Raw genomic sequence first — 22,213 nt, 5'->3', positions numbered from 1 at the left:
ATAGGTGTAACAGATAACCATATTACAAGTAAGTGATACGGTTTATTATTTATAATTTTATTATTTGAAATGTAGATAAATCTAGCAATGCAACTAATAGTTAACAAGATGCAACCATATAAGTCTTGTGAATAAACCAATAGATAAATATAATTTAAATTGAGATGAGGTGATTATGTTGAACTTGGGGGAAAATTTAAAAAGACTAAGAAAAGAAAGAAATTTATCACAAGAACAACTTGCTGAAATGCTAAATGTATCTAGGCAAGCTATATCAAAATGGGAATCTAATAAAACATATCCAGATATAGAAAATCTAATATTATTAAGAAATCTATTTAATGTAACTTTAGATGATTTAATAGTTAATGAAAATAAAACTGAAGTTGAAGATACGATTGTAGCAAGTAAATTACCTACTGATAATATCACAGATTATGATAAAAATGAGGAAGAAAATGACCCATCAGATAATTTAATTATAGGTGGTTTTATAATTGGTATATCAATTGGATTTGTAACAGATAATTTTATGTGGGGGGTAGTTGGTAGTTTTATAGGTATGGGAATTAGTTATATACTGGAATATGTAAAAGAAGAGATAGAATAAATTAAATTTTAAAAAGGTTAAACCTATAGATTTGCAAGATAAGGTATATGAAATGAGTCCAATAGAAATTTTTAAGGCATTAATAGATAACAGGATTAGATTAGGATTATTTTCTTATGCTATATTAGATACTAATTATCTAGGTATAAACACTTACTTTTCAAGTGTTGAATAAGAAAGAAAATAAATTTATATATATGCAATTAGAAAATTGTGATGAGACTATAGGAACAGGTTATGCTATATTAAATGATTATAAATTGAGCCAGGGAGAAAAGTATTTTATTAAATTTATTAAACAATTTTAGTATATCTACTGTAGGATATTTAAAAATAAAACTTTATAATAATGAATAATTAACATAGACCATATAAGATAATTACTTATGTGGTTATTTTTTAGTGAAGGAAGTACTTTTAAAAGTATAACAGAGAACTATATTATAAGTAATAGATACAGTATTTATGTGTATAGTATATAACATAAATAAGAATCAAAAAAATAAAAATAGCAATGGTCAATCGGACTTGTAGAGTTACTACAAAACACTGTAAATAGTATATTTAAATGTATATGATTTTCTATTATTTTGTACATAATTTCAATGGTTTTATCTTATTTTTTCTATTTAGAAAAGGACTGATTTAAAGTTCAAGTTATGATATAATTTCATTAAAAGAAGGCAAATTTTAGATAAATATCAGAAAATTATGGTTAAGAAACAATAAATTCTATCCTATGTATAAAATGAATCAAGTTTTGTTTGCAATAAATCAAACCTAGTGCCTAAATTAAAAGAAATCAACTTTACAAATTGAAGTTTTGTAATAATGTCAATAAATTTTGAAGTTATAGCATTAGGTAAATCAACAATAGCCACACCTTTAGCATTCGAGCTGGACAAAGAAGTATATCTTCGTTGGATTGTATTTTATAAAAAATTGTATTAGGAAGTGAAAAAATTTATACTAAGCCATCAGAAGAAGCAATTAGACAATTCTATTTACAATATTATCTAAGTGTAAATGAATTAGAGCAATCCTGTAATGATATTGAAATATTGATTGATAAAAAATAAATTTTATTTTTAAAAGCGGTTGAGTATGACAGATTGACTGTTTTTTCTTTTATAAACTTAACTACAATAGGTAAGTATTAAAAAGAGATATTTACTTTTCTAAGTATAGGGCTGTATTTGTCAATATAAGTATAATGTGGTATCATATAGGCTCAAAAGAAATTTTATATATTTAAAAATAAAATTAAAAATAATAAATGGAGGACATATAAATATGGAAAATTTGCCAAATTGCCCGAAATGTAATTCAGAATATACTTATGAAGATGGAACGCTTCTAGTTTGTCCAGAATGCTCTCATGAGTGGACATTAGGATTAGATGCAGAAGAAGATACAGACATTATTAAAGATGCAAATGGAAATGTGTTAAATGATGGAGATGCTGTAACAGTAATAAAAGACCTTAAAGTAAAAGGAAGTTCATCCTCTATAAAGATAGGAACAAAAGCAAAAAGTATACGTTTAATTCATGACCCATCTGATGGGCATGATATAGAATGTAAAATAGATGGTTTTGGAGCTATGAAACTAAAGTCTTCTGTTGTCAAAAAAGCATAGTATAAAAAATTTGTGGTATTTATGAAATAATCTATATAGCTATTGTACAGATATAAATTTAAGATTTTAATGTAGTGAAAATTCATTAGGAGGGTAGCTTATGTGTTATTTTTTAAAAGGTGAAAAACAAGATTACTATGTAAATAAAGTAATGGAAGAAATGAAAAAAGTAGTACCTATAGTGTACAGATGCTGTGAAGATAGTGAAGATGGAGAAGCAGTAGCTGGATGTGATAAAAATGGTGAAGTAAAGTTATGGATAACATTTGACCCAAATGAAAGATTAGAAATGGATAAGCATATAGAAAAAGGTACATTACTAGAATATATTATTGGTTAAGAAAGAAATCTTAGTATTTCTTTCTTTTTTTGTGGCAAATTTAGCTTATAGATTTTTAAAGGATAATTTATATATTTTCTTGTGTGAGTGTAATAGATTATTTTTCAATGGGGGTTCTAAATATTTTACCTGTCCTCCTTAATATACTATTATCGCTTTTATCTGGATTTATAAGATATTGTATGTATAAGATATGTAGATAAAAATCAAGGCAAAATTTAAAATAATACAATTTAAAAATGTAACATAAAATTATATTATAAACAAAATTATAATCAGGCGTGGAAAAGAGCAATTACTTTTATTAAGATGTGATAAGATAAATATAAATAAGAAAATCCTAATATACTAGAACTAAGTATCTTCAAAAAATTACTTTATTTTAAATTCATTAAAATAAAAAATTATAACCATATTTTTAATAAATTTTAAAATATAGCTAATATTGACTAAGGAGTTATTTACTAAAAAATAATCAAAATATTTAAAGATATTTTAGGATATAGGTTAAGTCTAAAATAAAAAATAAATGTATGTTAGAAGTATAATCAAATCTAACATATAGGAGGGTTATATGAGAGAGATAGTAATTTATTCGTTATGCGAAAGAGAGGAAAGTTCTAATAAATATTATAAAGATGTATCACTTTTTACCAATCAAGTAATAGATAAAGTTTCCAAATCTACTGGTATATATACAGAAGAATTTAGAGCGTTTATATATCAAAATGAGATAGAATGTGTAAGAAGTAATATAGAATATGTACTTGAACTATTAGTCTTAGGTTTATTATGGAAAATATATATAAATAAATCAATAACATTAAAGAAAATACCGAAAAGTATGCTTATAAAACTATCCAAATTAAGGGAAAAAAACAATCTAAAAAGAACAGCAGATTTTTGTAGAGGAATTTTAGCAACGATATTTTTGAATAAAGAGTATAGAAATAATATAGATTTAACACTGAAAAACTTTAGAAAACTAATTGATTAGTTATCAGCTACAGGAGAATTTAATCAAGAAGTCAAGAGGTTAAAAATATGGTTGGAGCTGAAATAATTAATAGGTGCTATATAGAAGAATTTTTGAATGCAAAAGAAAAAAGACTGCTTTTACAAAACAAATGGTAGATGTTGAGGATGTAGGTATAATTGGTGTAGCATGCGTACTTAACCTTATATCTGGAGGATGGAAAGTGAAAAATTTTGGATTTGTTCCTCAATGTGTAGTATTAGATTATTGTGGATGCAAAAATCATTGGCATGAAAAAGGTATTGTTACAGATATTAACGTTGATAGATTACTGTATACTATTGGAATAAAGGACACTTTAACTTATAATTAAGAAGAAGTAATTTTGTACAAATAGTTTAAAAATGACTTATTAATAAATATTAATTTATAAAATGCAAAAACAAAAGGAGAATAGATATGAAAGCTATACATAAAGATAAATATAATAATCAACTATTTGAAAGTTTAAAAATTGACTGTGAAAAGTGTTTTGGACTTTGTTGTGTGGCCCTTTATTTCTCTGCTTCAGAAGACTTTCCTGTTAATAAGGAATCAGGTAAACCATGTACTAACTTACAATCAGATTTTAAATGTTCTGTACATAAAAATCTTAGAAGGCAAGGATTTAGAGGTTGTACTACATATGATTGCTTTGGTTCAGGTCAAAGGGTAGCTCAAGTAACATACAAAGGAAAAAACTGGATACAAGAGCCAGAGTTAGCAAACCAGATGTTTGAAGTATTTTTAGTTATGAGGCAGTTACATGAAATGTTATGGTATCTTAAAGAAGCATCTACATTAGATATATCTGATGCAACCAAAGAAAAACTTAATCTAATAATTGAAGAAACTGATAAGATAACTAATATGAGTCCAGAACAACTAATAGATTTAGATATAATATCACATCGAGCAAAGGTTAATTCATTATTGTCACAGGCTAGTGACTCTGTATTAGAAAAAGTCAAATCTTTTGTAAAGAGTTCCAATTTTAAAAATAAGAAAAAATTAAGTAAAAGTATGGATTTAATAGGAGCTGACCTTAGAAAAACAAATTTAATAGGAGCAGATTTAAAAGGTAAATTTCTTATAGCAGCTAATCTAAGGGAGACAGATTTAAGTGGTGCTAATTTGATAGGAGCAGATTTAAGAGACTGCGATATTAGAGGGGCAAATCTTAAAAATAGTGTATTCCTTACACAATTACAGATTAATACTGCAAAGGGAGATTCTAATACAAAGTTACCAGAGATACTAGTACGTCCTAAATACTGGGATAAATAATTAAATTATTACATAACTTTACAAAATATGAACTTTTTTGACTCCAGTTCATAGTATATATTAGAGGTTCTTTAGAGGAATTTCTTAATATATAATATAATAGGAGAGATATAAAAATGAGTTATCAAAATTGTAAATGTGAAAAAGATTATATGTATGAGGATTATAAATATAATAAATGTAATAAATGTAATAAGTGTTATAATGACTATGAAGAAATGACACATGTTCATGAATACTCAGAAAGTGTTAAATTAGCAGAAGAATGTGACGATAGACATAATCATCGTGCTGCAGGAGTTACAGGTGAAGTTATACCAATAAATGGTGGAACAAATCATGTTCATAAAATAAATGATAATGTAGATTTTCTTGACCATTTCCACAAGATATGTGTTACAACAGGTCCAGCAATTAATATACCAGGAACTAATAAGCATGTTCATTTAGTATGTGGAAATACTACTGTTAATGATGGCCACTGCCATAAATTCCTTTTTACTACTCAAATAGAAGCACCTTTAGTATAAACTAAGGTAAATTATTGTAGTAAATTTATTAAATGTAAGTATGTAAATTATAAAAGTGTATTAGAGATAATATTTAAATTTAATGAGGACTATGATATTAACTTTCATAGTCCTTTATAATTTCTATCTTTGATAAAAAAGAATATTAATTATGGAGAGGAGATTATTATGAGTTCTGAAATAGTTTTTGAAATGAAACAAAGAAGTGCAAAAGAATTTCAAGAGATGTTACAAGTTTGGGAATCATCAGTAAGAGCAACACATGATTTTTTAATAGAAAAAGATATTGAATCTTTGAAGCCATTAGTTAAAATTGGTTTGACACAAGTAGAAACTATGGTTTGTGTAAAAGATGATAATATGATTAAAGCCTTTATGGGAATAGATAAAGATAAAATTGAAATGTTATTTATAAAAGGTGAATATAGGAGTAATGGTATTGGAAAAAAACTAATATTATATGCCATAAATAAATACAATATAAAATATGTTGATGTAAATGAACAAAATAAAAAAGCAGTGGGATTTTATACTCACTTAGGGTTTAAAGAGTTTGATAGGTCTGAAATAGATGGGCAAGGGAATCCATATCCAATATTACATATGAAACTAGGTTAGTATAGATTTAGTACTATATTAAATATATAAGCAAATACAAGTTAATAGTAGAAAGCACTTTTTTAAGAAGAAGAAAGTGCTTTTTTTATTTGTGAATAGTCGTAAATAGAATAATTTGTAAGATATTAAATTATAAATTATTAAAAGATAATATATATTTAAGTTATTTACAGGTTAAAATATAATAAAAAGATTAAGGGGATATCATGAAAAAGAGAATTTTAAATAATTTTATAAAATTGGTGAAATATAACTGGAGTACATTAATTCTATTTGAGTTATTTCATAAAGGATTAGCTTTGTTGATTATATTACCATCAATTAAATTTGTATTAAGTAGTTCTATGAAAAGTGCAAATATAGTGTATTTAAGTACTGATAACATAGGAGAAATATTAACGAATCCTCTATCAATAATATTAGCTATACTGTCAATTATAATATTGGCATTTTATATGTTTTTTGAATTTACTTCAGTAATTATTTGTTTTGATAAATCACGAATTTCTGAAAAAATTACTTTGTTTAAACTTATTAAATTATCCTTAAAAAAATCTATAAACATATTGAATCCTAAAAATATATTATTATTTGTGTTTGTATTACTAATAGTTCCATTAACGAATATAGCCTTAACCTCAGGTTTTATAGGGAAAATAAAACTTCCTGAATATATATTGGATTATATAAGTTCTAATATTGTTCTAAATATAATTTATATAGTTTTAATTTTAATATTATATGTATCAGTTATTAGGTGGATTTTTAGTATACATGAAGTAACTCTAAATACAAATAGTTTTAAAGAAGCAAGAAATAAAAGTGCTAGCCTTACAAAAGGAAAAGCAATAAAATTAATACTTTATTCTTTAGGATTGTCTCTAATAGTTACTGTCATAGGGTATATAATTTATCATGTTATTATTATATTGATAGGAATATGGACTAAAAATTACACCAATGCAAACTTTTTAAAAGATATATTTATTAGTAGATGTATTATGTTTAATGATTATGCAGCATTTATTTCATCAATAGCTATATTTATAATTAGTACTGGATTTATTTCTGCATTTTATTATGAATATAATGACATTCGTGTCTATAAAAAGAATCTAGAAAAACAAAAAAACTCAATAGGGGCAGTATTAAAAGTTACTTTGAAAATAGTAGTAATTTTATTTGTCCTACATATTGAGTCAATGATGTACTCTTTAAACAATGATATTTTATTTAATACTTCATTTTTTTATAACACAACAGCAACGGCTCACAGGGTTTCAGCGTTGGTTGCTCCAGAAAACACTATAGCAGCATTTAAAGAAACCTTTATAACTCAAGCTGAATATGCTGAAATTGATGTTCAAGAAACTAAAGATGAAGAGTTGATTTTATTTCATGATTCTAATTTTGAAAGAGTCACTGGTGTAGATAAAAATGTTTGGGAAGTAGATTATGATGAAATTAAGACATATGATGCAGGAAGTCATTTTAGGTCAGATTTTGCTGGAGAGAAAATACCAACTCTTGATGAGGCAATGAAGTATTCTAAGGGGAAAATAAAATTGCTAATAGAAATAAAGTTTAATGGTCATGAAAAAACTGATGTAGAAAAAAGAGTATTAGAGCTAATTAAATCAAATAGACTAGATAGTCAATGTGTTGTAGCATCAATGAATAAAAATGTATTAAAGAGGGTTAAAAAATTAAATCCCAATATGGTAACTTGTTATTTAACAGCAGTTGCATATGGGAATTTTTATGACTGGGACTATGTTGATATATATGGAATAGAGTCCACATTTATAAACAAAAAAGTAGTAGATAACATACATCAAAAAGGAAAACAAGTTTTTGTATGGACTATTAATAGTAGTAAATTAATGAAAAAAATGATTAATTTAAATGTAGATAGTATAATTACAGATAATCCATTTTTAGTAGATGATGTAATTTATTGGCAGAAAAATGGATTTATAAATAGAGTAGCTAATTATTTATTTAGGTAGATTCTTATAAAGATATAATTGAAGTATATTAGACTAAAAATGTGCAAATTGTAAAATAATATATTTATTTTACAATATTTTAAATAACCGTATCATAGTGAAGCGATACGGTTATTTTTATTTGTTAATAACTTTATGTCTGTAATCATTTCCCCATTCATGCATTGAATTTAGAACTGGTTCAAGACTATAACCAGTTTCCGTTAGGGTATATTCTACCTTTGGAGGAACTTCTGGATAAACTTTTCTAGTTACTAAATCACTTTCTTCCATAGACCTTAAGTTTGATGTTAAAACTTTTTGAGTTATGTTTCCAATAGATTTTTTGATTTCACCAAACCTTTTAGTACCATCTAATAGTTCTCGTATAATTAATACCTTCCATCGATTACTGATGAGTTGTAAAGTAATCTCTACAGGACATTCAGGTAAATCTTTTTTCATAAATCATAACATCCTTTCTTTAATAATCCTCTTTAAAGTATTATATCATTTTAGGTAATATGCATAAAAATTTATTTTAAATATATAAGTATTTAAAAATGAAATATACCAATAGTTTCTATTAGGTAACTATAGTACTTTAAAGTGCTTACTATACAGTAGATACTAATGAGTTTATTATATTATTAAAGAAATAAAAAATACAACAAATTATTTTAGGGGGTAGATGAAATGAATGAAGTAGTAAAGTTTTTAAAGGAAAATCCAGTTCAATATTTTGCAACAATAGGAACTGATGGAAAGCCAAAAGTTCGCCCATTCCAATTTATGATTGAAGAATGTGGGAAATTATATTTTTGTACAAGTAATGAAAAAGATGTATTTAAACAAGTTAAAAAAAGTCCATATGTAGAAATAACTACATCAACTCCTGAATTTGCTTGGATAAGACTATGTGGAAAAGTCATATTCTCAGATAATAAGGATATAAAGAAAAAAATAATTGAATCTAGTGAGCTTGTTAAATCAATCTATAAGAATGAAGAGAATCCTACTTTTGAAATCTTTTATCTTGAGGATGCTAAGGCTGTAATCTCAGATTTTTCAGGGGAGCCACCAAAAGAATATAGTATTTAATACAAAAAAATTAATGCTAATAGCTAACAATATTATTCTAACAACATTAAAATAGAATTTAAGTTAGATGATAATATTATCCTTGCTTTAACATAATTAATTCTAATAAAAAGATAAATGTTTAAAAATATTATACGAATCCATCACATTACAAATAAACAAGAGAGTCATATTATATGAAATTAAATGATTCTCTTATTTATTTGTATAAGTTTATATATTGACATTGACGCTACGTAATTCTATATACTTTATTTTAAAGGAGATGATAAAAATGAATATTATAGAGGTACGCTCAGATAAAATATATAAAAAAATAATTAATGCACCTATAAATAAGAAAGAGGATATATACAGATATGAATTGATGAAACCTTTTGAGTTTAAATGGAAGTGTATAAACGTTCCAATCACTGCAAAACAAGAAGGTGGATATGATGTAATTATGGCAAGTGATATGATGGGGGTTTTATCTCCAAGAGATATTAATGAAAATCAAATAAATAGCATAAATATTTTATCTAATGACAAGCTTTGGAACAGGTGTAAAGAAACTATTGAAAATTCCCTAAAGTCTTTTATAAAAGAGGGATATAAATTGAATACTGAGGAGTATAAATTTTCAATATTATTAGCAAATCCAGAAAGCCCTTATACAATATTAAGTGATGGATATTTTGGTGATGGTGGAATTCCAGGATATATATTTTTATCAATAGTTCCAAATGAGTACACTATTAATAGGTTACCAGTAGCACTAGCGCATGAATGTAATCACAATATTCGATTTCAATTTATAAAATGGAGCAATGACATAACTTTGGAAGAAATGATGATAAATGAAGGTCTTGCAGAAAACTTTGCAACATGGATGTTTGGAGATGATATGGTAGGACCTTGGGTTAGTAAGACTGACCTTGAAACACTGAATACCTATATAAAGCCAATAATTAAAAGTGGCTTAAAGGAAACTGGATTTCAAAATATAATATCATATCTTTATGGTGATGATATAGCTAAAATGCAAGGATATTTTCCAGTAGGACTACCTTATTGCGCAGGGTATGCCTGTGGTTACTATATGATTAAGTATTATTTAGAAAAAACAAACAAGTCAATAGTGGAGGCTACATTATTACCATATAGTGAAATTATAGAGGTAATAAGGGAGTTTTGGGATTAAATCTATAAATTGCATAATCTAAAAAAAGATTATGCAATTATTCTATTTTTGAGAAAAATAAATTGACAATGATTTGTAAGAAATATACAATAATATATATAAAGAAATATTTCAATGATAAAATTTTGAAGATTTCATATCTAGTGTATCTAATACTACATGCTAGTTTCTTATTACTTATCTAAATATTATGTATTTCATAGTTACCTGTAAATTTACTATAAAAATATGAAATACACTAAATAATCGACTGAAAAATGAAATATTAATTAAATAAAATTCAAACTATAAAGATTAAATGAATATAATTAAAGTAAATATATAAAATTGAGTACAATACTCAATTTTTAATAGATTGTTAAATTTTAATTACACTTTGTACAATATAACTTATATCATATTTATACTTAAAGAAGCAGTATAATTACAGATATAATTTAATCTGTAAAATTTATATGAAATGGAGATGATGCTATGACAGAATTGATGATTATAAGTGGATTAGTGCTATTGATTTGTATAACCTCAAGCAAGGTATTATATAAATTTGGAGTACCAATATTATTGATTTTTATCTTATTGGGCATGTTATTTGGGTCTGATGGAATGGTAGGAATCTATTTTGATAACTATGAGTTAACAAAGCAATTATGTTCTATTGGATTGATATTTATAATGTTTTTTGGAGGATTTGGAACAAACTGGAACATGGCTAAACCAGTTGCAGTACCTTCTATACTGATGTCTTCATTAGGCGTAATAATTACAGCAGGTGTTACAGGTATCTTTTGTTACATGGTAATAGGAACTAGTTTATTTGAAGGTTTGTTAATTGGAGCAATTGCAGCTTCAACAGATGCTGCATCTGTATTTGCTGTATTACGTTCTCAAAAACTAAACTTAAAAGGTTCTCTTGCTTCATTATTAGAAGTTGAAAGTGGAAGTAATGACCCAATAGCATATATGTTAACATTAATTATTTTGACATTGATGAATAATTCTGGAGTAGAACTTATTATTCCAATGGTAATAAAACAAATAACTTTTGGATTGGCAATAGGATTTATATTGGCAAAATTATCTGTTTATATTTTGAGAAATTCAAATTTTGAAATAGAAGGATTTTATACTATATTTATTACAGCTATTGCGTTACTTTCTTATGCACTTAGTGAGTATGTTGGAGGAAATGGATATTTAAGTGTATATATTTCAGGTATTATTATAGGTAATAGTAAGATACCTCATAAAAGGAGTCTAGTTCATTTCTTTGATGGAATTTCATGGATTATGCAAATAATGTTATTCTTTATGTTAGGATTGTTATCCTTCCCTTCAAAACTACCAAGTGTATTTGGTATAGCAATAGCCATATCTATATTTATGATAATTATTGCAAGACCATTAGCCACATTTATAACTCTAGCAAAATTTAAATTTTCAAACAAAGAAAAATTGTTTATATCATGGGTAGGTCTTAGAGGTGCTGCGTCAGTAGTTTTTGCAATTTATGCAGTTACTCAAGGAGTAGTCATAGAGAATGATATATTTCATATAATATTTTTCATAGCGTTACTTTCAGTAGGACTACAAGGTACGTTGATACCAACTGTAGCAAGGAAGTTAGACTTGGTTGATGATAATACACCTGTATTAAAAACATTTAATGACTATGATGGTGAAATTAGTTCTAAACTTATAGAAGTAAATATAGACGATGATAGTAAGTGGGCTGACAAGAGTATAATGGATTCTAATATACCAGAGGACATATTAATAGTTATGATAAAACGAAAAGAGCAGGTTTTAGTACCTAAAGGGTCAACTGTTATAAAAAGAGGGGATACTTTAGTATTAAGTGGAGACAGAATTGAAGAATTAATATAATTATAATTTATTTAATATTGACTTTAACCTAAGGGTAAGGTTTAAACTTAAATTAATCAAATCTAATGCGCAGGTGATGAGATGTTTTCTATAGGAATGTTTTCTAAAATAAATAAAATAACTACAAAGACACTAAGGTATTATGAAGATATAGGGCTGTTAGAACCAGAATACGTAGACGAATTTACAAAATACAGATACTATACAACAGAACAATTACCAAAATTGCATCAAATAATCACCTTAAAACAAATGGGCCTATCACTAGTTGAAATAAAAGAAATAATAGAAAAGCCTGAAGAGGTGGAAAAGATTTTAATAAACAAAGAAAAAGATATATTAGATGTAATGAGGAATGAAGAATATAAGCTTATTAAACTACGTAATTACCTTAAAAACTTAAAAGGAGAAGTCGATATGAATAATGTAATTATTAAGTCCCTACCAAAAGTTAAAATTGCTTCTATGAGAAAAGTATTAAAGAATTATGATGAGCTTTTCAATTTGTTTCCAAACGTAATGGCTGGAGAAATGATGAAATCAGGATGCACATGTATGGTTCCAGACTATTGTTTCAATATATATCATGATGGTGAATATAGAGAAACAGATATGGATGTTGAGATGTGTCAAGCGATAAATGACCTAAAAGAAGACACGGATTTATTAAAATTTAAAGAAATAGACGAAGTTGAAAATGCAGTTTGTATATTGCATAATGGGCCATATTCAACATTAGGAAAAACTTATGCAGATGCATTTAAATGGATACAAGATAATAAATATGAAGTAATAGGGCATTTTAGGGAATCTTATATAGATGGTATATGGAATAAAGAAAATGAAGAAGAATGGTTAACAGAAATCCAGATACCTGTGAAACATATTTTATAATAAATTAAAATAATATATAAGTAATTAAGTAAGGTCTGTCTAAATAAAAAGATAGACCTTATTTTTATCATATATAGATTTAGATAGAACTGACAAGATAATACTAAATGAAAGGTATTTTAAAATAGATAGTTTTCCTAAAATGATGGATATAGAGTCTCCACATAGTATCCTTGATGTATTTTGGGATTTAGATAAAGTAAAAGATAAGTATTTTATACAAGAAAATAAGTTTTTAAGGGCACTATTAATTATAATGAGTTACAATAAAGAAATAATAATTGCAAGTGAATATTTTGTAAGTGAAAATAAAAAACATATAAAAATAGCACTAAGTAAAAAGGAGAGGACATATCTAGAACAATTAAGTGATACCTTATTTGATTTTGAAGAAATAGGGTATAATTATTATATAATTGATGCTCTTATGAAGTTGGCACTAAGAGAAAGAGTTTCTCTCTCTATATATATGTTGGATTTGGAAATAGGATTAGAAATAAATGGATTATTTAGCAATGTATATATGGGGTTAAATGGAAGTATAGATATAGTTAAGTATATTTGCAGTGTATAAGGCTTATATGTAAGATAGAGTATCAATTGTATAAAATAGTAATTCTAAGAATAGTAGGTGATTGTATGGAAATATTTGCAATAGGACATTCAAATTATCCATTTGATAAGCTTATTAATATGATAAAAAAATATAATATAAATTGTATAGTTGACATTAGAGAAACTCCATATTCTAAATATAATATTCAGTATAATAGAGAAACATTCAATGAATCACTAAGAAAGGCTGGATTTGTATATATATACATGGGTAAGGAATTTGGGGCAAAAAGAACTAATAAAGATGTATATACACAAGAAGGTTATGCAGATTTTGAAGAGGTAATAAAGGAAGATATATTTTTAAAAGGAATAGAGAGATTAAAAAAGGGATGTCAAATGGGTTATAAAATAGTTTTATTAGGTGCAATGCAAGAGCCTATAAGATGTCATAGAAGTATTTTATTAGGAAAAATATTAAATAAAGAAGGTTTCGATGTAAAATATATAATGCATGAAGGACATTTAGCATCTCAAGAAGATATAGAAGAGTCATTGTTAGATAAGTATTTTAGTGATAGAAAACAACTTAGTATTGATAATTTGTTAGGAAATGCATTAACAAGAGAAGAGATGATAAAAGAAGGTAACGAAACAGTTTATAAAAACTTGTAAATACTTATAAAATATTACAATATTTTATAAGTAAAACTGTAGCCTCGTACGTGTAGAAATATACGTAGGACACGACTTGAAAACCAGTAACTCCTAAAGCCTAACGACTACAATAAGAGATAATCAAACTCTTATGAATGTGAAGAAATTCTGAAACAACAGTTAGGATGATATATGGCGAGAGCCTAAGTATTAATACAATGGATGTTTGGTCGCCAAGCCTAGAAATAGGAAGGTCAAACGACTATCTCGAAAGAGAGTACAACTCAAGTGATTGGAGTTGGAAGCGGGTCGCCCTTAACACGTAATGGAGAAGGTGAAGAAATAGTCTATGCACGTTCTGAAAGGAAGTGACTATTAGTGTGAGCGAAATAGTGTCATAGAAGTAGCGTTCTATGGTAAATAGCATAATACTTATAATATTAAATATAAAAACATATAAAAACATATAAATATAATATTGTTGATGTTTTGTACCCTTGATATAATAAACATATTGGAGGTGTGAAGTATGAAATATTATTCAATAAGTGAATTTGCTAAAAAAATTAGAGTTACTGAACAAACACTTAGAAATTGGGATAAAAAAGGGACTTTTAAGCCACATCATACATCAGATTATGGAAAAAGATTTTATTCTCAAGAACAACTTAATGATTATTTAGGAATAAATCCAGTAGAAGTATCAGATAGAAAAGTGATTGGTTATTGTAGAGTAAGTTCTCATAAGCAAAAGGATGATTTAACAAGGCAAATTGAAAATGTGAGAATGTATATGATAGCAAAAGGATACCAATTTGAAATAATCACAGATATTGGGAATGGGATAAATTATGATAAAAAAGGACTTAAAAAACTTCTAAAGATGATACAGTCTAATAAAGTTGAAAAAGTTGTGATTCTTTACAAAGATAGACTTTTAAGACTTGGATTTGAATTGTTTGAAAACATTTGTAACTATAACAATACTAAGATTGAAATTATAGATAGTACTAATAAAATAGATGAAGAAGAGTTAGTTGAAGATTTAGTGCAGATAATTACTGTATTTAGTTGTAGGTTACAAGGTAAACGAGCAAAGAAAACTAGAAGAATTATTAAGGAGTTAGCAGAAAATGATAAAAGCGAAGAAAGTTAGATTACTCCCAACTAAAGAACAAGAAGAAATGTTTTTTAAGTGTTCTAACATAGCAAGATTTAGTTATAATTATTCTTTAGGTCTTAGAATCAGATATTATAAGATGTTCAAAAAAACTATATCAGAACAGAGATTAAGAAAACATATAACTAAAAGAAAGAAAACTAAATTAAAATTTTTAAGTGAAGTATCTAATGATATACCTAAGCAAGCAGTTAAAGATATGAACCTAGCTTTTAAGAATTTTTTTCAAAAAGGAAACAAAGGATTTCCAAAATTTAAAAGTAAAAGAAAGTCTAAATTATCTTTTTACAATGATGTTTGTAAATTAAAGATAGAAGATAATAATATAATCCAACTTGCTAAAATAGGTAAAGTTAAAACAAGTGAGCAACTTCCAATAAATACTAAATTTACAAATCCTAGAATAAGCTATGATGGTAAGTATTGGTACATATCTATAGGAATTGAAGTAGACGAAAATCAAGTCGGCTTAAATAAAGATTTAGTGATTGGGGTAGATTTAGGACTTAAAAATCTTGCAATATGTTCAGATAACTCTGTATTTAAAAATATCAACAAAACTCACAAAGTCAGAAAAACTGAAAAGAGGTTAAAAAGATTGCAACGTAAGGTTTCAAGAAAATATGATATGAATAAGCAAGGTAATAAGTATTTGAAAACCAAAAATATCTTAAAACTTGAAAAAGAGATAAAACTTATTCATAGAAAACTTACAAATATACGTAATAATCATTTGCATCAGACCACAAACAGTATCATTAAAAAATATCCTTGCAAAATAGTAATGGAAGACTTGAATGTTGGTGGAATGATGAAAAATATCTACCTATCAAAAGCAGTTGCAAACCAAGGTTTCTTTGAATTTACAAGACAAATGGAATATAAATGTAAATTTAATGGAATTGAGTTTGTAAAAGTAGATAGATTTTACCCTTCAAGTAAAAAATGCAGTCAATGTGGTTCTATCAAAAAGAACTTAAAATTGAGTGATAGAATTTATAAATGTGAGTGTGGACTTGAAATTGATAGAGATTTAAATGCAAGTATAAATTTAGCCAACTATGAAAAATTAGCATAGAATCACTTAAAAGACAATGCTGATATGTAGGGTACGTTGTACCCGAATTTACGCCCTTGGAGTGTACTAGAACTTGTGAGTAGAGTATTTGTCAAAAGCATACACGTTGAATAGGGAAGAAAAATAATTTTATGAGTTTTAATATGTTTTTATATTAAATTATAAGTATTATGCAACGGTTATAGATTAGCTAATAAAGAAATAGGATATAGAACAGAAAAAATAGGTAAGTAAAATATATTAACTACCCAAAAACTTAAATACTATTTAATAAGAAAAGTTATTATAAATTTGTAACAGTTAAACATGATGTACTAGCTAAGGTCGTTATGTTAAATTAATATTATTATCTAAAGGGTTATATTGTTTTAAAGAGCACATCATGTTGTACTGTTAAAAAATAAAATCTCTAATATTGCCATAATCAACTGTTCTATTAAGAGTAGGATGGCTAGATATAAATCTAACTGTAATCTTTGAGTTTAACAAACAAGGATTTGAAGTTAAAAATATTCTATCTCCATTGACAATAGAAGTAATAGCTACTGGTAAAATATCAACAAAGGTATCATATCTATTTCTAGCAATTTGATAAGGATAGTTTCCTACAAAAACAAATAGATTTAAGTCATATATATTATCAATGAACCAAGCCCATTGACCATAAACTTTGTCAATACTTACTGTACCTAAACCAAGTGTATCAAAGTATGTTGCTATAGTTAAATAAATATTTTCCATGTTTTCTAAGTATGAAACAGTATATCTTCTGAAACGTATAGGTGCTGTGGCAGAAATAGGGTAAACCATATTTACATTTAAATTATTAGCATTCAAATTAACCAAATTATCACATCCTAAAAAGAGTCTATAAGATACAATATTTAAATTGATGTGATTTTGTTACAGATATATTATAAGATTTTATAAATTTGTTTTTAGTAGATGTGACTTAAATGACCATGTCCATTACAAAAAATTTTATGAAGCTAATAAAAAATATGTTTATTGTTATTGTTATATAATAGTGGTACAATATTATCGAAATACAGTGATTGCATTTGATATCCAGCTATATTAATCGGTTAATTTAACTCATAAATATTTTAAATCTAGTATCCATAAAAAATAATAAACATAAGATAATTATAAAGATATACTGTGTTCAAATGATATTAAACAAGATTTATATTATTTGAACACAGTATATTATAACGTTAAAAATACAATTCTAAACCTTATGGTATCAATTCATAGTTCGATAAAATAATTAAAAATTAAATTTATATAAAGATGGAAAAGAGGAAAAGGGATGTTTATAAGGAAGAATGTTATAAAATTAGCGATTCCTATAATGATAGAGCAGACATTTGTTATGCTTCTAGGGGTATTTAATACAATGATGGCAGGTCATATTGGGGAAGAGGCTGTATCTGCAGTTGGAATGGTTGATTCAATCAATAATATATTTATATCTGTATTTGCTGCGCTATCTGTTGGTGCTACTGTTGTTGTAGCTCAACAAATAGGAAAAAGAGATACTGAAAAAGTAAATGAAACTATCAAGCAAGCATTAATATCTGGTGTAATATTATCACTTACAATAACAATATTAATGTGGATTTTTAGAACAGGTGTAATCAATTTGTTTTATGGTTCAGCAGAAGAATTGGTAAAATCAAATGCAAAACTGTACATAGAGTTTACATTATTCACCTATCCATTTATTGCAACACAGCAGATAGCAAATGGTATTCTAAGGGGTTGTGGAGATGTAAAGAAACCTATGTATGTGACTATGTTTATGAATATAGTAAATGTAACATTAGGATATATACTTATATATGGTGTTGATTTAAATACTTTAGGGATAAATTTACAGACACCTTCTTATGGCATAACAGGAGCAGCTATGTCTATTGCCATAGCTAGAATAATTGGATGTATAGTTATTATAAGAGCTTTATTTAAAGGAAATGAATTTATATCTATAGGTAAAATATTTCCATTTAAGATTGATGTTGAAACTCAAAAATCTATATTTAATATAGGTATACCAGCAGGGGTTGAACAATTACTTTTTAATGCAGGTAAATTGATTGTTCAAGTATTTATAGTTACTATGGGAACATCAGCAATTGCATCAAACGCAATAGGAATGTCAATTGCATCTATTATAAATGTAATTGGAAATGCATTAGCCCTGTCTGCTACGACTTTGGTGGGGCAATATATAGGACGGGGAGACATCAAAGGGGCTAAGAGCACTTTGTTATATCTAACTAAATTTGCAACAGTTTGTTTATTTGCAGTAGGTGCTATATTTATACCAATTGCACCATGGATTTCAAGCATGTATACTCAAAACTCTAATGTAATTGATGTATCAACACAATTAATTCGAAGTGATTGTTTAGCTATGGTAATATGGCCTATATCCTTTGTACTATCCGCAGGTCTAAAAGGAGCTGGAGATACTAGATATACAATGATGACAGCTGTAATAGGAATGTGGATTTTTAGGATTTTTACAGGCTACGTATTAGGGGTTGTATTAGAATTTGGAGTGCTAGGAATTTGGATAGGTATGTATACAGATTGGCTTGTTAGAGGAACCTTATATTGTTTGAGATTAAGAGGAACGAAGTGGCTAAAACATAAAGTTGCATAGAATATAAAAAATCACTTTTAGATAGTAAATTCTATTTAAAAGTGATTTTTTATTTAGAGAATATCATAATTATAAGTATGATATATAGAAAAATTAAAATATGTAAATTAAGGCTATAATTATATGGATACTATAAATTATATATTGTATAGAATTACATAATTTGGCGATAAATATTATAAGTATATATCTATAGAAAATAATATATATGGGTATATTATTAAATATAAAAAATATTAGATATTTATTTAATAATAAAGGTGGGTATTTTTATGATAAATAAAATAGGAAAAATAACTCTCTATGTAAATAATCAAGAGGATGCAAAATTGTTTTGGACAGAAAAATTAAACTTTGTGGTAACTTATGAAAAAGAAATGGGTCCAAATATGAAATGGGTGGAAGTAGCACCAAGTAAAAATGAATTTACAACATTTGTATTGTATGATAAAAATTTGATGATGAAGCAAAATCAAGATGTAAGTTTATCGCATCCATCAATAATTTTAAGTACAAGAGATATTAATGGAACTTATGAACAGATGGCAAAGAATAAAGTTGAAGTAGGAGAATTAATGGAGATGCCTTATGGAAGAATGTTTTCTTTTAAAGACCAAGATGGAAATTCTTACTTAGTCAGAGAGGATAAATAATTTTGCAAAGTGTTAAATTTACTCAATATCTGATATAATTAGAGACAATAATAATTATAATTTAGTATTAAACTATAATTATATAGTTAAAAATCAATTGTAAAATTTGAGTAGAGGTGATGAAATGTTTAAGAAAATGGCAGTGCTAAAAGATATAGCAACTAAAATAGGACGTAAAAAAGCGTATGAATTATTAGAAATGGTTGAGGGTAATGACGCTTTTGTAGCTGAAGTAAAAATAAAAAAGAATGGGATTGAATCTAAAAAAGAAGAAATTATGTTAAAAGATAATCAAAAAATAATACTAGAGTATATAGAAGGTTAATTTTTAGATACATATATAATTAAATAATACTGATTTTTAAAGATGAGTTAGAAAAACTCATCTTTTTTATTTTTTAATAAATTTGTTTTATATTTAATATATATTTTATCCCTTAGAGTTGCTGAGATATAAAAAGTACTGATATAATAAAAGAATGGATATAAATGTAATATTTTACAGAAAAGAGGGGTATTATGCTTGAAATAAAAAATCTTTCCTTTAATGTCGAGTCTAACAATGAGGAGCTAGGAATAATAAATGATGTTAGCCTTTCATTTGAAAAAGGCAAACTTATTGTTATCACAGGTCCAAATGGTGGAGGAAAATCCACAATTGCTAAGCTTATTATGGGAATTGAAAAAGCCACTAGTGGTCAAATACTTTTAGATGGAGAAGATATAACTAATCTTAGTATCACAGAAAGAGCAAAAAAAGGAATAGGATACGCATTTCAACAACCACCAAGAATAAAAGGGATGACAGTTGAAAACCTGCTTACTCTTGCTCATGGAAAACCATTGTCTACTGATGTGTGTTGTCAATATCTTACAGATGTTGGATTGTGTTCAAAAGATTATTTAAATCGTGAAGTTGATAACTCTCTTTCTGGAGGGGAAATGAAAAGAATCGAGATAGCAACTCTTTTTGCTAGAGATTTAAAGGTTTCTATATTTGACGAACCTGAAGCAGGTATAGACCTTTGGAGTTTTGGAAAGCTTAATGAAAGTTTTAAGAAAATTCATGGGGAATCTGACCAAACTATAATCATAATTTCTCACCAAGAAAGAATATTAGAGTTAGCTGATGAAATAATTGTTTTACAAGATGGTTCAGTAAAAAGCCATGGAACAAAAGATGCTATATTACCTGAAATCATGTGCCAAGTTAATTCAAATTGTGAATTAATGAAAGATATGAATTAATTAGAAAGGAAGGCAAATTAAATGAACAAAATAGACTTAAATCTTTTAGAAAAAGTTGCTGAACTTCGCGGAACTCCATTAGGAGCATACAATATACGTAAAAATGGACAAGGTATAGAAAGACATTCAACTGAAAATGTAACTATAGCTCCAAAGACTGATAAACCTGGAATTGATATTATAGTAAAACCAAATACTAAAGGAGAAAATGTTCATATACCAGTAATAGTAACAGAAGCTGGTGTACAAGACATGGTTTATAATGATTTTGAAATTGGAGAAAATGCGGATGTTGTTATAATTGCTGGTTGTGGTATACATAATTGTGGTAATGATGACAGTGAACACAATGGAATACATAGATTCTTCTTACATAAAGGAGCTCGTCTAAAATATGTGGAAAAACATTATGGCGAAGGTGATGGAGAAGGAAAAAGAATTTTAAATCCAGTTACGATTGTTAATATGGGCGAAGATTCATATTGTGAAATGGAAACAATTCAGATTAAAGGTGTTGATTCAACTAAAAGAGAAATGGATGCTACTTTAGGTAAAGGAGCAAAGATAGTTGTATTTGAAAAGTTGTTAACTCATGGAAATCAAGTTGCAGAATCTAATATGAAGGTTATATTGGAAGGTGAAAATTCTTCTGCTCAAGTAATTTCTCGTACAGTTGGTCAAGATAACTCTAAACAAAAGTTTAATCCTTGTGTTATTGGGGATTCTCTTTGTTCTGCACATGTTCAATGTGACTCAATAATTATGGGCAATTCTCAAATTAGTGCGATACCTGAAATTGCTGCAAATCATCCAGATGCTCTTTTAGTACATGAAGCAGCAATTGGAAAGATTGCAGGAGACCAAATTTTAAAGATGATGACATTAGGCCTTACAGAAGAAGAAGCAGAACAACAAATACTAAATTGTTTTTTAAAGTAAGTCCAAGTTTTTATTTAATTTAATATAATTAATATAGTATAATATAATGAATAAGTCTAGAATATTTTTATTTTTAGACTTATTTTCTTTATGTAAGAAAAAACTATTAGAGAAATTATACTGTAATTAGGATGTGGAATA

25 protein-coding genes are annotated in these 22,213 nt (G+C 26.7%); 23 read left to right on the top strand and 2 right to left on the bottom strand.

Features of this window, described 5'->3' with window-relative positions:
• Window positions 1–175: 175 nt before the first annotated feature.
• From KGF46_RS17765 to KGF46_RS17725, 10 genes are all read left to right on the top strand, one after another.
• Window positions 176–610, top strand: a complete 435-nt coding sequence (locus KGF46_RS17765; RefSeq protein WP_227828612.1) for a helix-turn-helix domain-containing protein — start codon at window positions 176–178, stop codon at window positions 608–610.
• Between the two features lie 52 nt (window positions 611–662).
• Window positions 663–785, top strand: coding sequence for a hypothetical protein (locus KGF46_RS20160; protein ID WP_255614783.1), 123 nt, complete (start codon window positions 663–665; stop codon window positions 783–785).
• 1,118 nt (window positions 786–1,903) lie between these two features.
• Window positions 1,904–2,248, top strand: a complete 345-nt coding sequence (locus KGF46_RS17760; protein WP_227828613.1) for a zinc ribbon domain-containing protein YjdM — start codon at window positions 1,904–1,906, stop codon at window positions 2,246–2,248.
• 100 nt (window positions 2,249–2,348) lie between these two features.
• Window positions 2,349–2,588, top strand: a complete 240-nt coding sequence (locus KGF46_RS17755) for a hypothetical protein (protein ID WP_227828614.1) — start codon at window positions 2,349–2,351, stop codon at window positions 2,586–2,588.
• Between the two features lie 574 nt (window positions 2,589–3,162).
• Window positions 3,163–3,585 (top strand): hypothetical protein, encoded by a 423-nt coding sequence (locus KGF46_RS17750; protein ID WP_227828615.1) that lies wholly within the window; start codon window positions 3,163–3,165, stop codon window positions 3,583–3,585.
• Between the two features lie 130 nt (window positions 3,586–3,715).
• On the top strand, window positions 3,716–3,937 hold the full coding sequence (locus tag KGF46_RS17745) for a DUF116 domain-containing protein (RefSeq protein WP_227842922.1): 222 nt from the start codon (window positions 3,716–3,718) through the stop codon (window positions 3,935–3,937).
• A gap of 86 nt (window positions 3,938–4,023) precedes the next feature.
• A complete protein-coding gene (locus KGF46_RS17740; protein WP_227828617.1) occupies window positions 4,024–4,890 on the top strand; it encodes a pentapeptide repeat-containing protein in 867 nt (288 codons plus the stop codon).
• A gap of 116 nt (window positions 4,891–5,006) precedes the next feature.
• A complete protein-coding gene (locus KGF46_RS17735; RefSeq protein WP_227842924.1) occupies window positions 5,007–5,420 on the top strand; it encodes a YmaF family protein in 414 nt (137 codons plus the stop codon).
• 168 nt (window positions 5,421–5,588) lie between these two features.
• Window positions 5,589–6,038 (top strand): acetyltransferase, encoded by a 450-nt coding sequence (locus KGF46_RS17730; protein ID WP_227839115.1) that lies wholly within the window; start codon window positions 5,589–5,591, stop codon window positions 6,036–6,038.
• 206 nt (window positions 6,039–6,244) lie between these two features.
• Complete coding sequence (locus KGF46_RS17725; RefSeq protein WP_227850639.1) at window positions 6,245–8,047, top strand: glycerophosphodiester phosphodiesterase; 1,803 nt, start codon at window positions 6,245–6,247, stop codon at window positions 8,045–8,047.
• Window positions 8,048–8,164: 117 nt separating this feature from the next.
• Here KGF46_RS17725 and KGF46_RS17720 read toward each other — a convergent pair whose 3' ends face one another.
• On the bottom strand, window positions 8,165–8,491 hold the full coding sequence (locus KGF46_RS17720) for a winged helix-turn-helix transcriptional regulator (protein WP_227828621.1): 327 nt from the start codon (window positions 8,489–8,491) through the stop codon (window positions 8,165–8,167).
• A 231-nt stretch (window positions 8,492–8,722) separates the two neighbouring features.
• Between KGF46_RS17720 and KGF46_RS17715 the strand changes: the two genes are divergently transcribed.
• The 8 genes from KGF46_RS17715 (at window position 8,723) to KGF46_RS17680 (ending at window position 16,561) form a co-directional block, all read left to right on the top strand.
• Window positions 8,723–9,127, top strand: a complete 405-nt coding sequence (locus tag KGF46_RS17715; protein WP_227828622.1) for a pyridoxamine 5'-phosphate oxidase family protein — start codon at window positions 8,723–8,725, stop codon at window positions 9,125–9,127.
• Window positions 9,128–9,401: 274 nt separating this feature from the next.
• Window positions 9,402–10,310 (top strand): DUF2268 domain-containing protein, encoded by a 909-nt coding sequence (locus KGF46_RS17710; RefSeq protein ID WP_227842926.1) that lies wholly within the window; start codon window positions 9,402–9,404, stop codon window positions 10,308–10,310.
• Window positions 10,311–10,784: 474 nt separating this feature from the next.
• Complete coding sequence (locus tag KGF46_RS17705) at window positions 10,785–12,197, top strand: potassium/proton antiporter (RefSeq protein WP_227828624.1); 1,413 nt, start codon at window positions 10,785–10,787, stop codon at window positions 12,195–12,197.
• An 81-nt stretch (window positions 12,198–12,278) separates the two neighbouring features.
• The gene (locus KGF46_RS17700) at window positions 12,279–13,091 is read left to right on the top strand and encodes a MerR family transcriptional regulator (protein ID WP_227854805.1); all 813 of its coding nucleotides are present in this window, start codon (window positions 12,279–12,281) and stop codon (window positions 13,089–13,091) included.
• A 142-nt stretch (window positions 13,092–13,233) separates the two neighbouring features.
• Window positions 13,234–13,665, top strand: coding sequence for a hypothetical protein (locus KGF46_RS17695; RefSeq protein ID WP_227862211.1), 432 nt, complete (start codon window positions 13,234–13,236; stop codon window positions 13,663–13,665).
• Between the two features lie 65 nt (window positions 13,666–13,730).
• The gene (locus tag KGF46_RS17690) at window positions 13,731–14,321 is read left to right on the top strand and encodes a DUF488 family protein (protein WP_227850648.1); all 591 of its coding nucleotides are present in this window, start codon (window positions 13,731–13,733) and stop codon (window positions 14,319–14,321) included.
• Window positions 14,322–14,832: 511 nt separating this feature from the next.
• On the top strand, window positions 14,833–15,459 hold the full coding sequence (locus tag KGF46_RS17685; protein WP_227828627.1) for an IS607 family transposase: 627 nt from the start codon (window positions 14,833–14,835) through the stop codon (window positions 15,457–15,459).
• Window positions 15,437–16,561 (top strand): RNA-guided endonuclease InsQ/TnpB family protein, encoded by a 1,125-nt coding sequence (locus tag KGF46_RS17680; protein WP_227850643.1) that lies wholly within the window; start codon window positions 15,437–15,439, stop codon window positions 16,559–16,561. Before KGF46_RS17685 ends, KGF46_RS17680 begins: the two co-directional genes overlap by 23 nt.
• A 393-nt stretch (window positions 16,562–16,954) precedes the next feature.
• On the opposite strand, the gene KGF46_RS17675 is transcribed toward KGF46_RS17680, so the two are convergent.
• Window positions 16,955–17,407 (bottom strand): staygreen family protein, encoded by a 453-nt coding sequence (locus KGF46_RS17675; RefSeq protein WP_227828629.1) that lies wholly within the window; start codon window positions 17,405–17,407, stop codon window positions 16,955–16,957.
• A gap of 466 nt (window positions 17,408–17,873) precedes the next feature.
• On the opposite strand from KGF46_RS17675, the gene KGF46_RS17670 reads away from it, so the two are divergent.
• From KGF46_RS17670 to KGF46_RS17650, 5 genes are all read left to right on the top strand, one after another.
• Window positions 17,874–19,232, top strand: a complete 1,359-nt coding sequence (locus KGF46_RS17670; protein WP_227828630.1) for an MATE family efflux transporter — start codon at window positions 17,874–17,876, stop codon at window positions 19,230–19,232.
• A gap of 272 nt (window positions 19,233–19,504) precedes the next feature.
• Window positions 19,505–19,885 (top strand): VOC family protein, encoded by a 381-nt coding sequence (locus KGF46_RS17665; RefSeq protein ID WP_227828631.1) that lies wholly within the window; start codon window positions 19,505–19,507, stop codon window positions 19,883–19,885.
• Window positions 19,886–20,009: 124 nt separating this feature from the next.
• On the top strand, window positions 20,010–20,210 hold the full coding sequence (locus KGF46_RS17660) for a hypothetical protein (protein ID WP_003420681.1): 201 nt from the start codon (window positions 20,010–20,012) through the stop codon (window positions 20,208–20,210).
• 194 nt (window positions 20,211–20,404) lie between these two features.
• Window positions 20,405–21,133 carry an ABC transporter ATP-binding protein gene (locus KGF46_RS17655; RefSeq protein ID WP_227825061.1) on the top strand — a complete coding sequence of 243 codons (729 nt, stop codon included), beginning with the start codon at window positions 20,405–20,407 and terminating at the stop codon, window positions 21,131–21,133.
• A 21-nt stretch (window positions 21,134–21,154) separates the two neighbouring features.
• A complete protein-coding gene (locus tag KGF46_RS17650; protein ID WP_227436436.1) occupies window positions 21,155–22,072 on the top strand; it encodes a SufB/SufD family protein in 918 nt (305 codons plus the stop codon).
• The last annotated feature ends 141 nt before the right edge of the window (window positions 22,073–22,213 follow it).

The organism is Clostridioides sp. ZZV14-6153, from assembly GCF_020657855.1.
Lineage (GTDB): Bacteria > Bacillota > Clostridia > Peptostreptococcales > Peptostreptococcaceae > Clostridioides.
The sequence above is the reverse complement of the archived record's forward strand: the minus strand, read 5'-3'. Positions and strand labels throughout refer to the sequence as shown.

Coding starts and splice junctions, on each gene's coding strand:
- KGF46_RS17765 (WP_227828612.1), top strand. CDS start 176: ATGTTGAACTTGGGGGAAAATTTAAAAAGACTAAGAAAAGAAAGAAAT.
- KGF46_RS20160 (WP_255614783.1), top strand. CDS start 663: ATGAGTCCAATAGAAATTTTTAAGGCATTAATAGATAACAGGATTAGA.
- KGF46_RS17760 (WP_227828613.1), top strand. CDS start 1,904: ATGGAAAATTTGCCAAATTGCCCGAAATGTAATTCAGAATATACTTAT.
- KGF46_RS17755 (WP_227828614.1), top strand. CDS start 2,349: ATGTGTTATTTTTTAAAAGGTGAAAAACAAGATTACTATGTAAATAAA.
- KGF46_RS17750 (WP_227828615.1), top strand. CDS start 3,163: ATGAGAGAGATAGTAATTTATTCGTTATGCGAAAGAGAGGAAAGTTCT.
- KGF46_RS17745 (WP_227842922.1), top strand. CDS start 3,716: ATGGTAGATGTTGAGGATGTAGGTATAATTGGTGTAGCATGCGTACTT.
- KGF46_RS17740 (WP_227828617.1), top strand. CDS start 4,024: ATGAAAGCTATACATAAAGATAAATATAATAATCAACTATTTGAAAGT.
- KGF46_RS17735 (WP_227842924.1), top strand. CDS start 5,007: ATGAGTTATCAAAATTGTAAATGTGAAAAAGATTATATGTATGAGGAT.
- KGF46_RS17730 (WP_227839115.1), top strand. CDS start 5,589: ATGAGTTCTGAAATAGTTTTTGAAATGAAACAAAGAAGTGCAAAAGAA.
- KGF46_RS17725 (WP_227850639.1), top strand. CDS start 6,245: ATGAAAAAGAGAATTTTAAATAATTTTATAAAATTGGTGAAATATAAC.
- KGF46_RS17720 (WP_227828621.1), bottom strand. CDS start 8,491: ATGAAAAAAGATTTACCTGAATGTCCTGTAGAGATTACTTTACAACTC.
- KGF46_RS17715 (WP_227828622.1), top strand. CDS start 8,723: ATGAATGAAGTAGTAAAGTTTTTAAAGGAAAATCCAGTTCAATATTTT.
- KGF46_RS17710 (WP_227842926.1), top strand. CDS start 9,402: ATGAATATTATAGAGGTACGCTCAGATAAAATATATAAAAAAATAATT.
- KGF46_RS17705 (WP_227828624.1), top strand. CDS start 10,785: ATGACAGAATTGATGATTATAAGTGGATTAGTGCTATTGATTTGTATA.
- KGF46_RS17700 (WP_227854805.1), top strand. CDS start 12,279: ATGTTTTCTATAGGAATGTTTTCTAAAATAAATAAAATAACTACAAAG.
- KGF46_RS17695 (WP_227862211.1), top strand. CDS start 13,234: ATGATGGATATAGAGTCTCCACATAGTATCCTTGATGTATTTTGGGAT.
- KGF46_RS17690 (WP_227850648.1), top strand. CDS start 13,731: ATGGAAATATTTGCAATAGGACATTCAAATTATCCATTTGATAAGCTT.
- KGF46_RS17685 (WP_227828627.1), top strand. CDS start 14,833: ATGAAATATTATTCAATAAGTGAATTTGCTAAAAAAATTAGAGTTACT.
- KGF46_RS17680 (WP_227850643.1), top strand. CDS start 15,437: ATGATAAAAGCGAAGAAAGTTAGATTACTCCCAACTAAAGAACAAGAA.
- KGF46_RS17670 (WP_227828630.1), top strand. CDS start 17,874: ATGTTTATAAGGAAGAATGTTATAAAATTAGCGATTCCTATAATGATA.
- KGF46_RS17665 (WP_227828631.1), top strand. CDS start 19,505: ATGATAAATAAAATAGGAAAAATAACTCTCTATGTAAATAATCAAGAG.
- KGF46_RS17660 (WP_003420681.1), top strand. CDS start 20,010: ATGTTTAAGAAAATGGCAGTGCTAAAAGATATAGCAACTAAAATAGGA.
- KGF46_RS17655 (WP_227825061.1), top strand. CDS start 20,405: ATGCTTGAAATAAAAAATCTTTCCTTTAATGTCGAGTCTAACAATGAG.
- KGF46_RS17650 (WP_227436436.1), top strand. CDS start 21,155: ATGAACAAAATAGACTTAAATCTTTTAGAAAAAGTTGCTGAACTTCGC.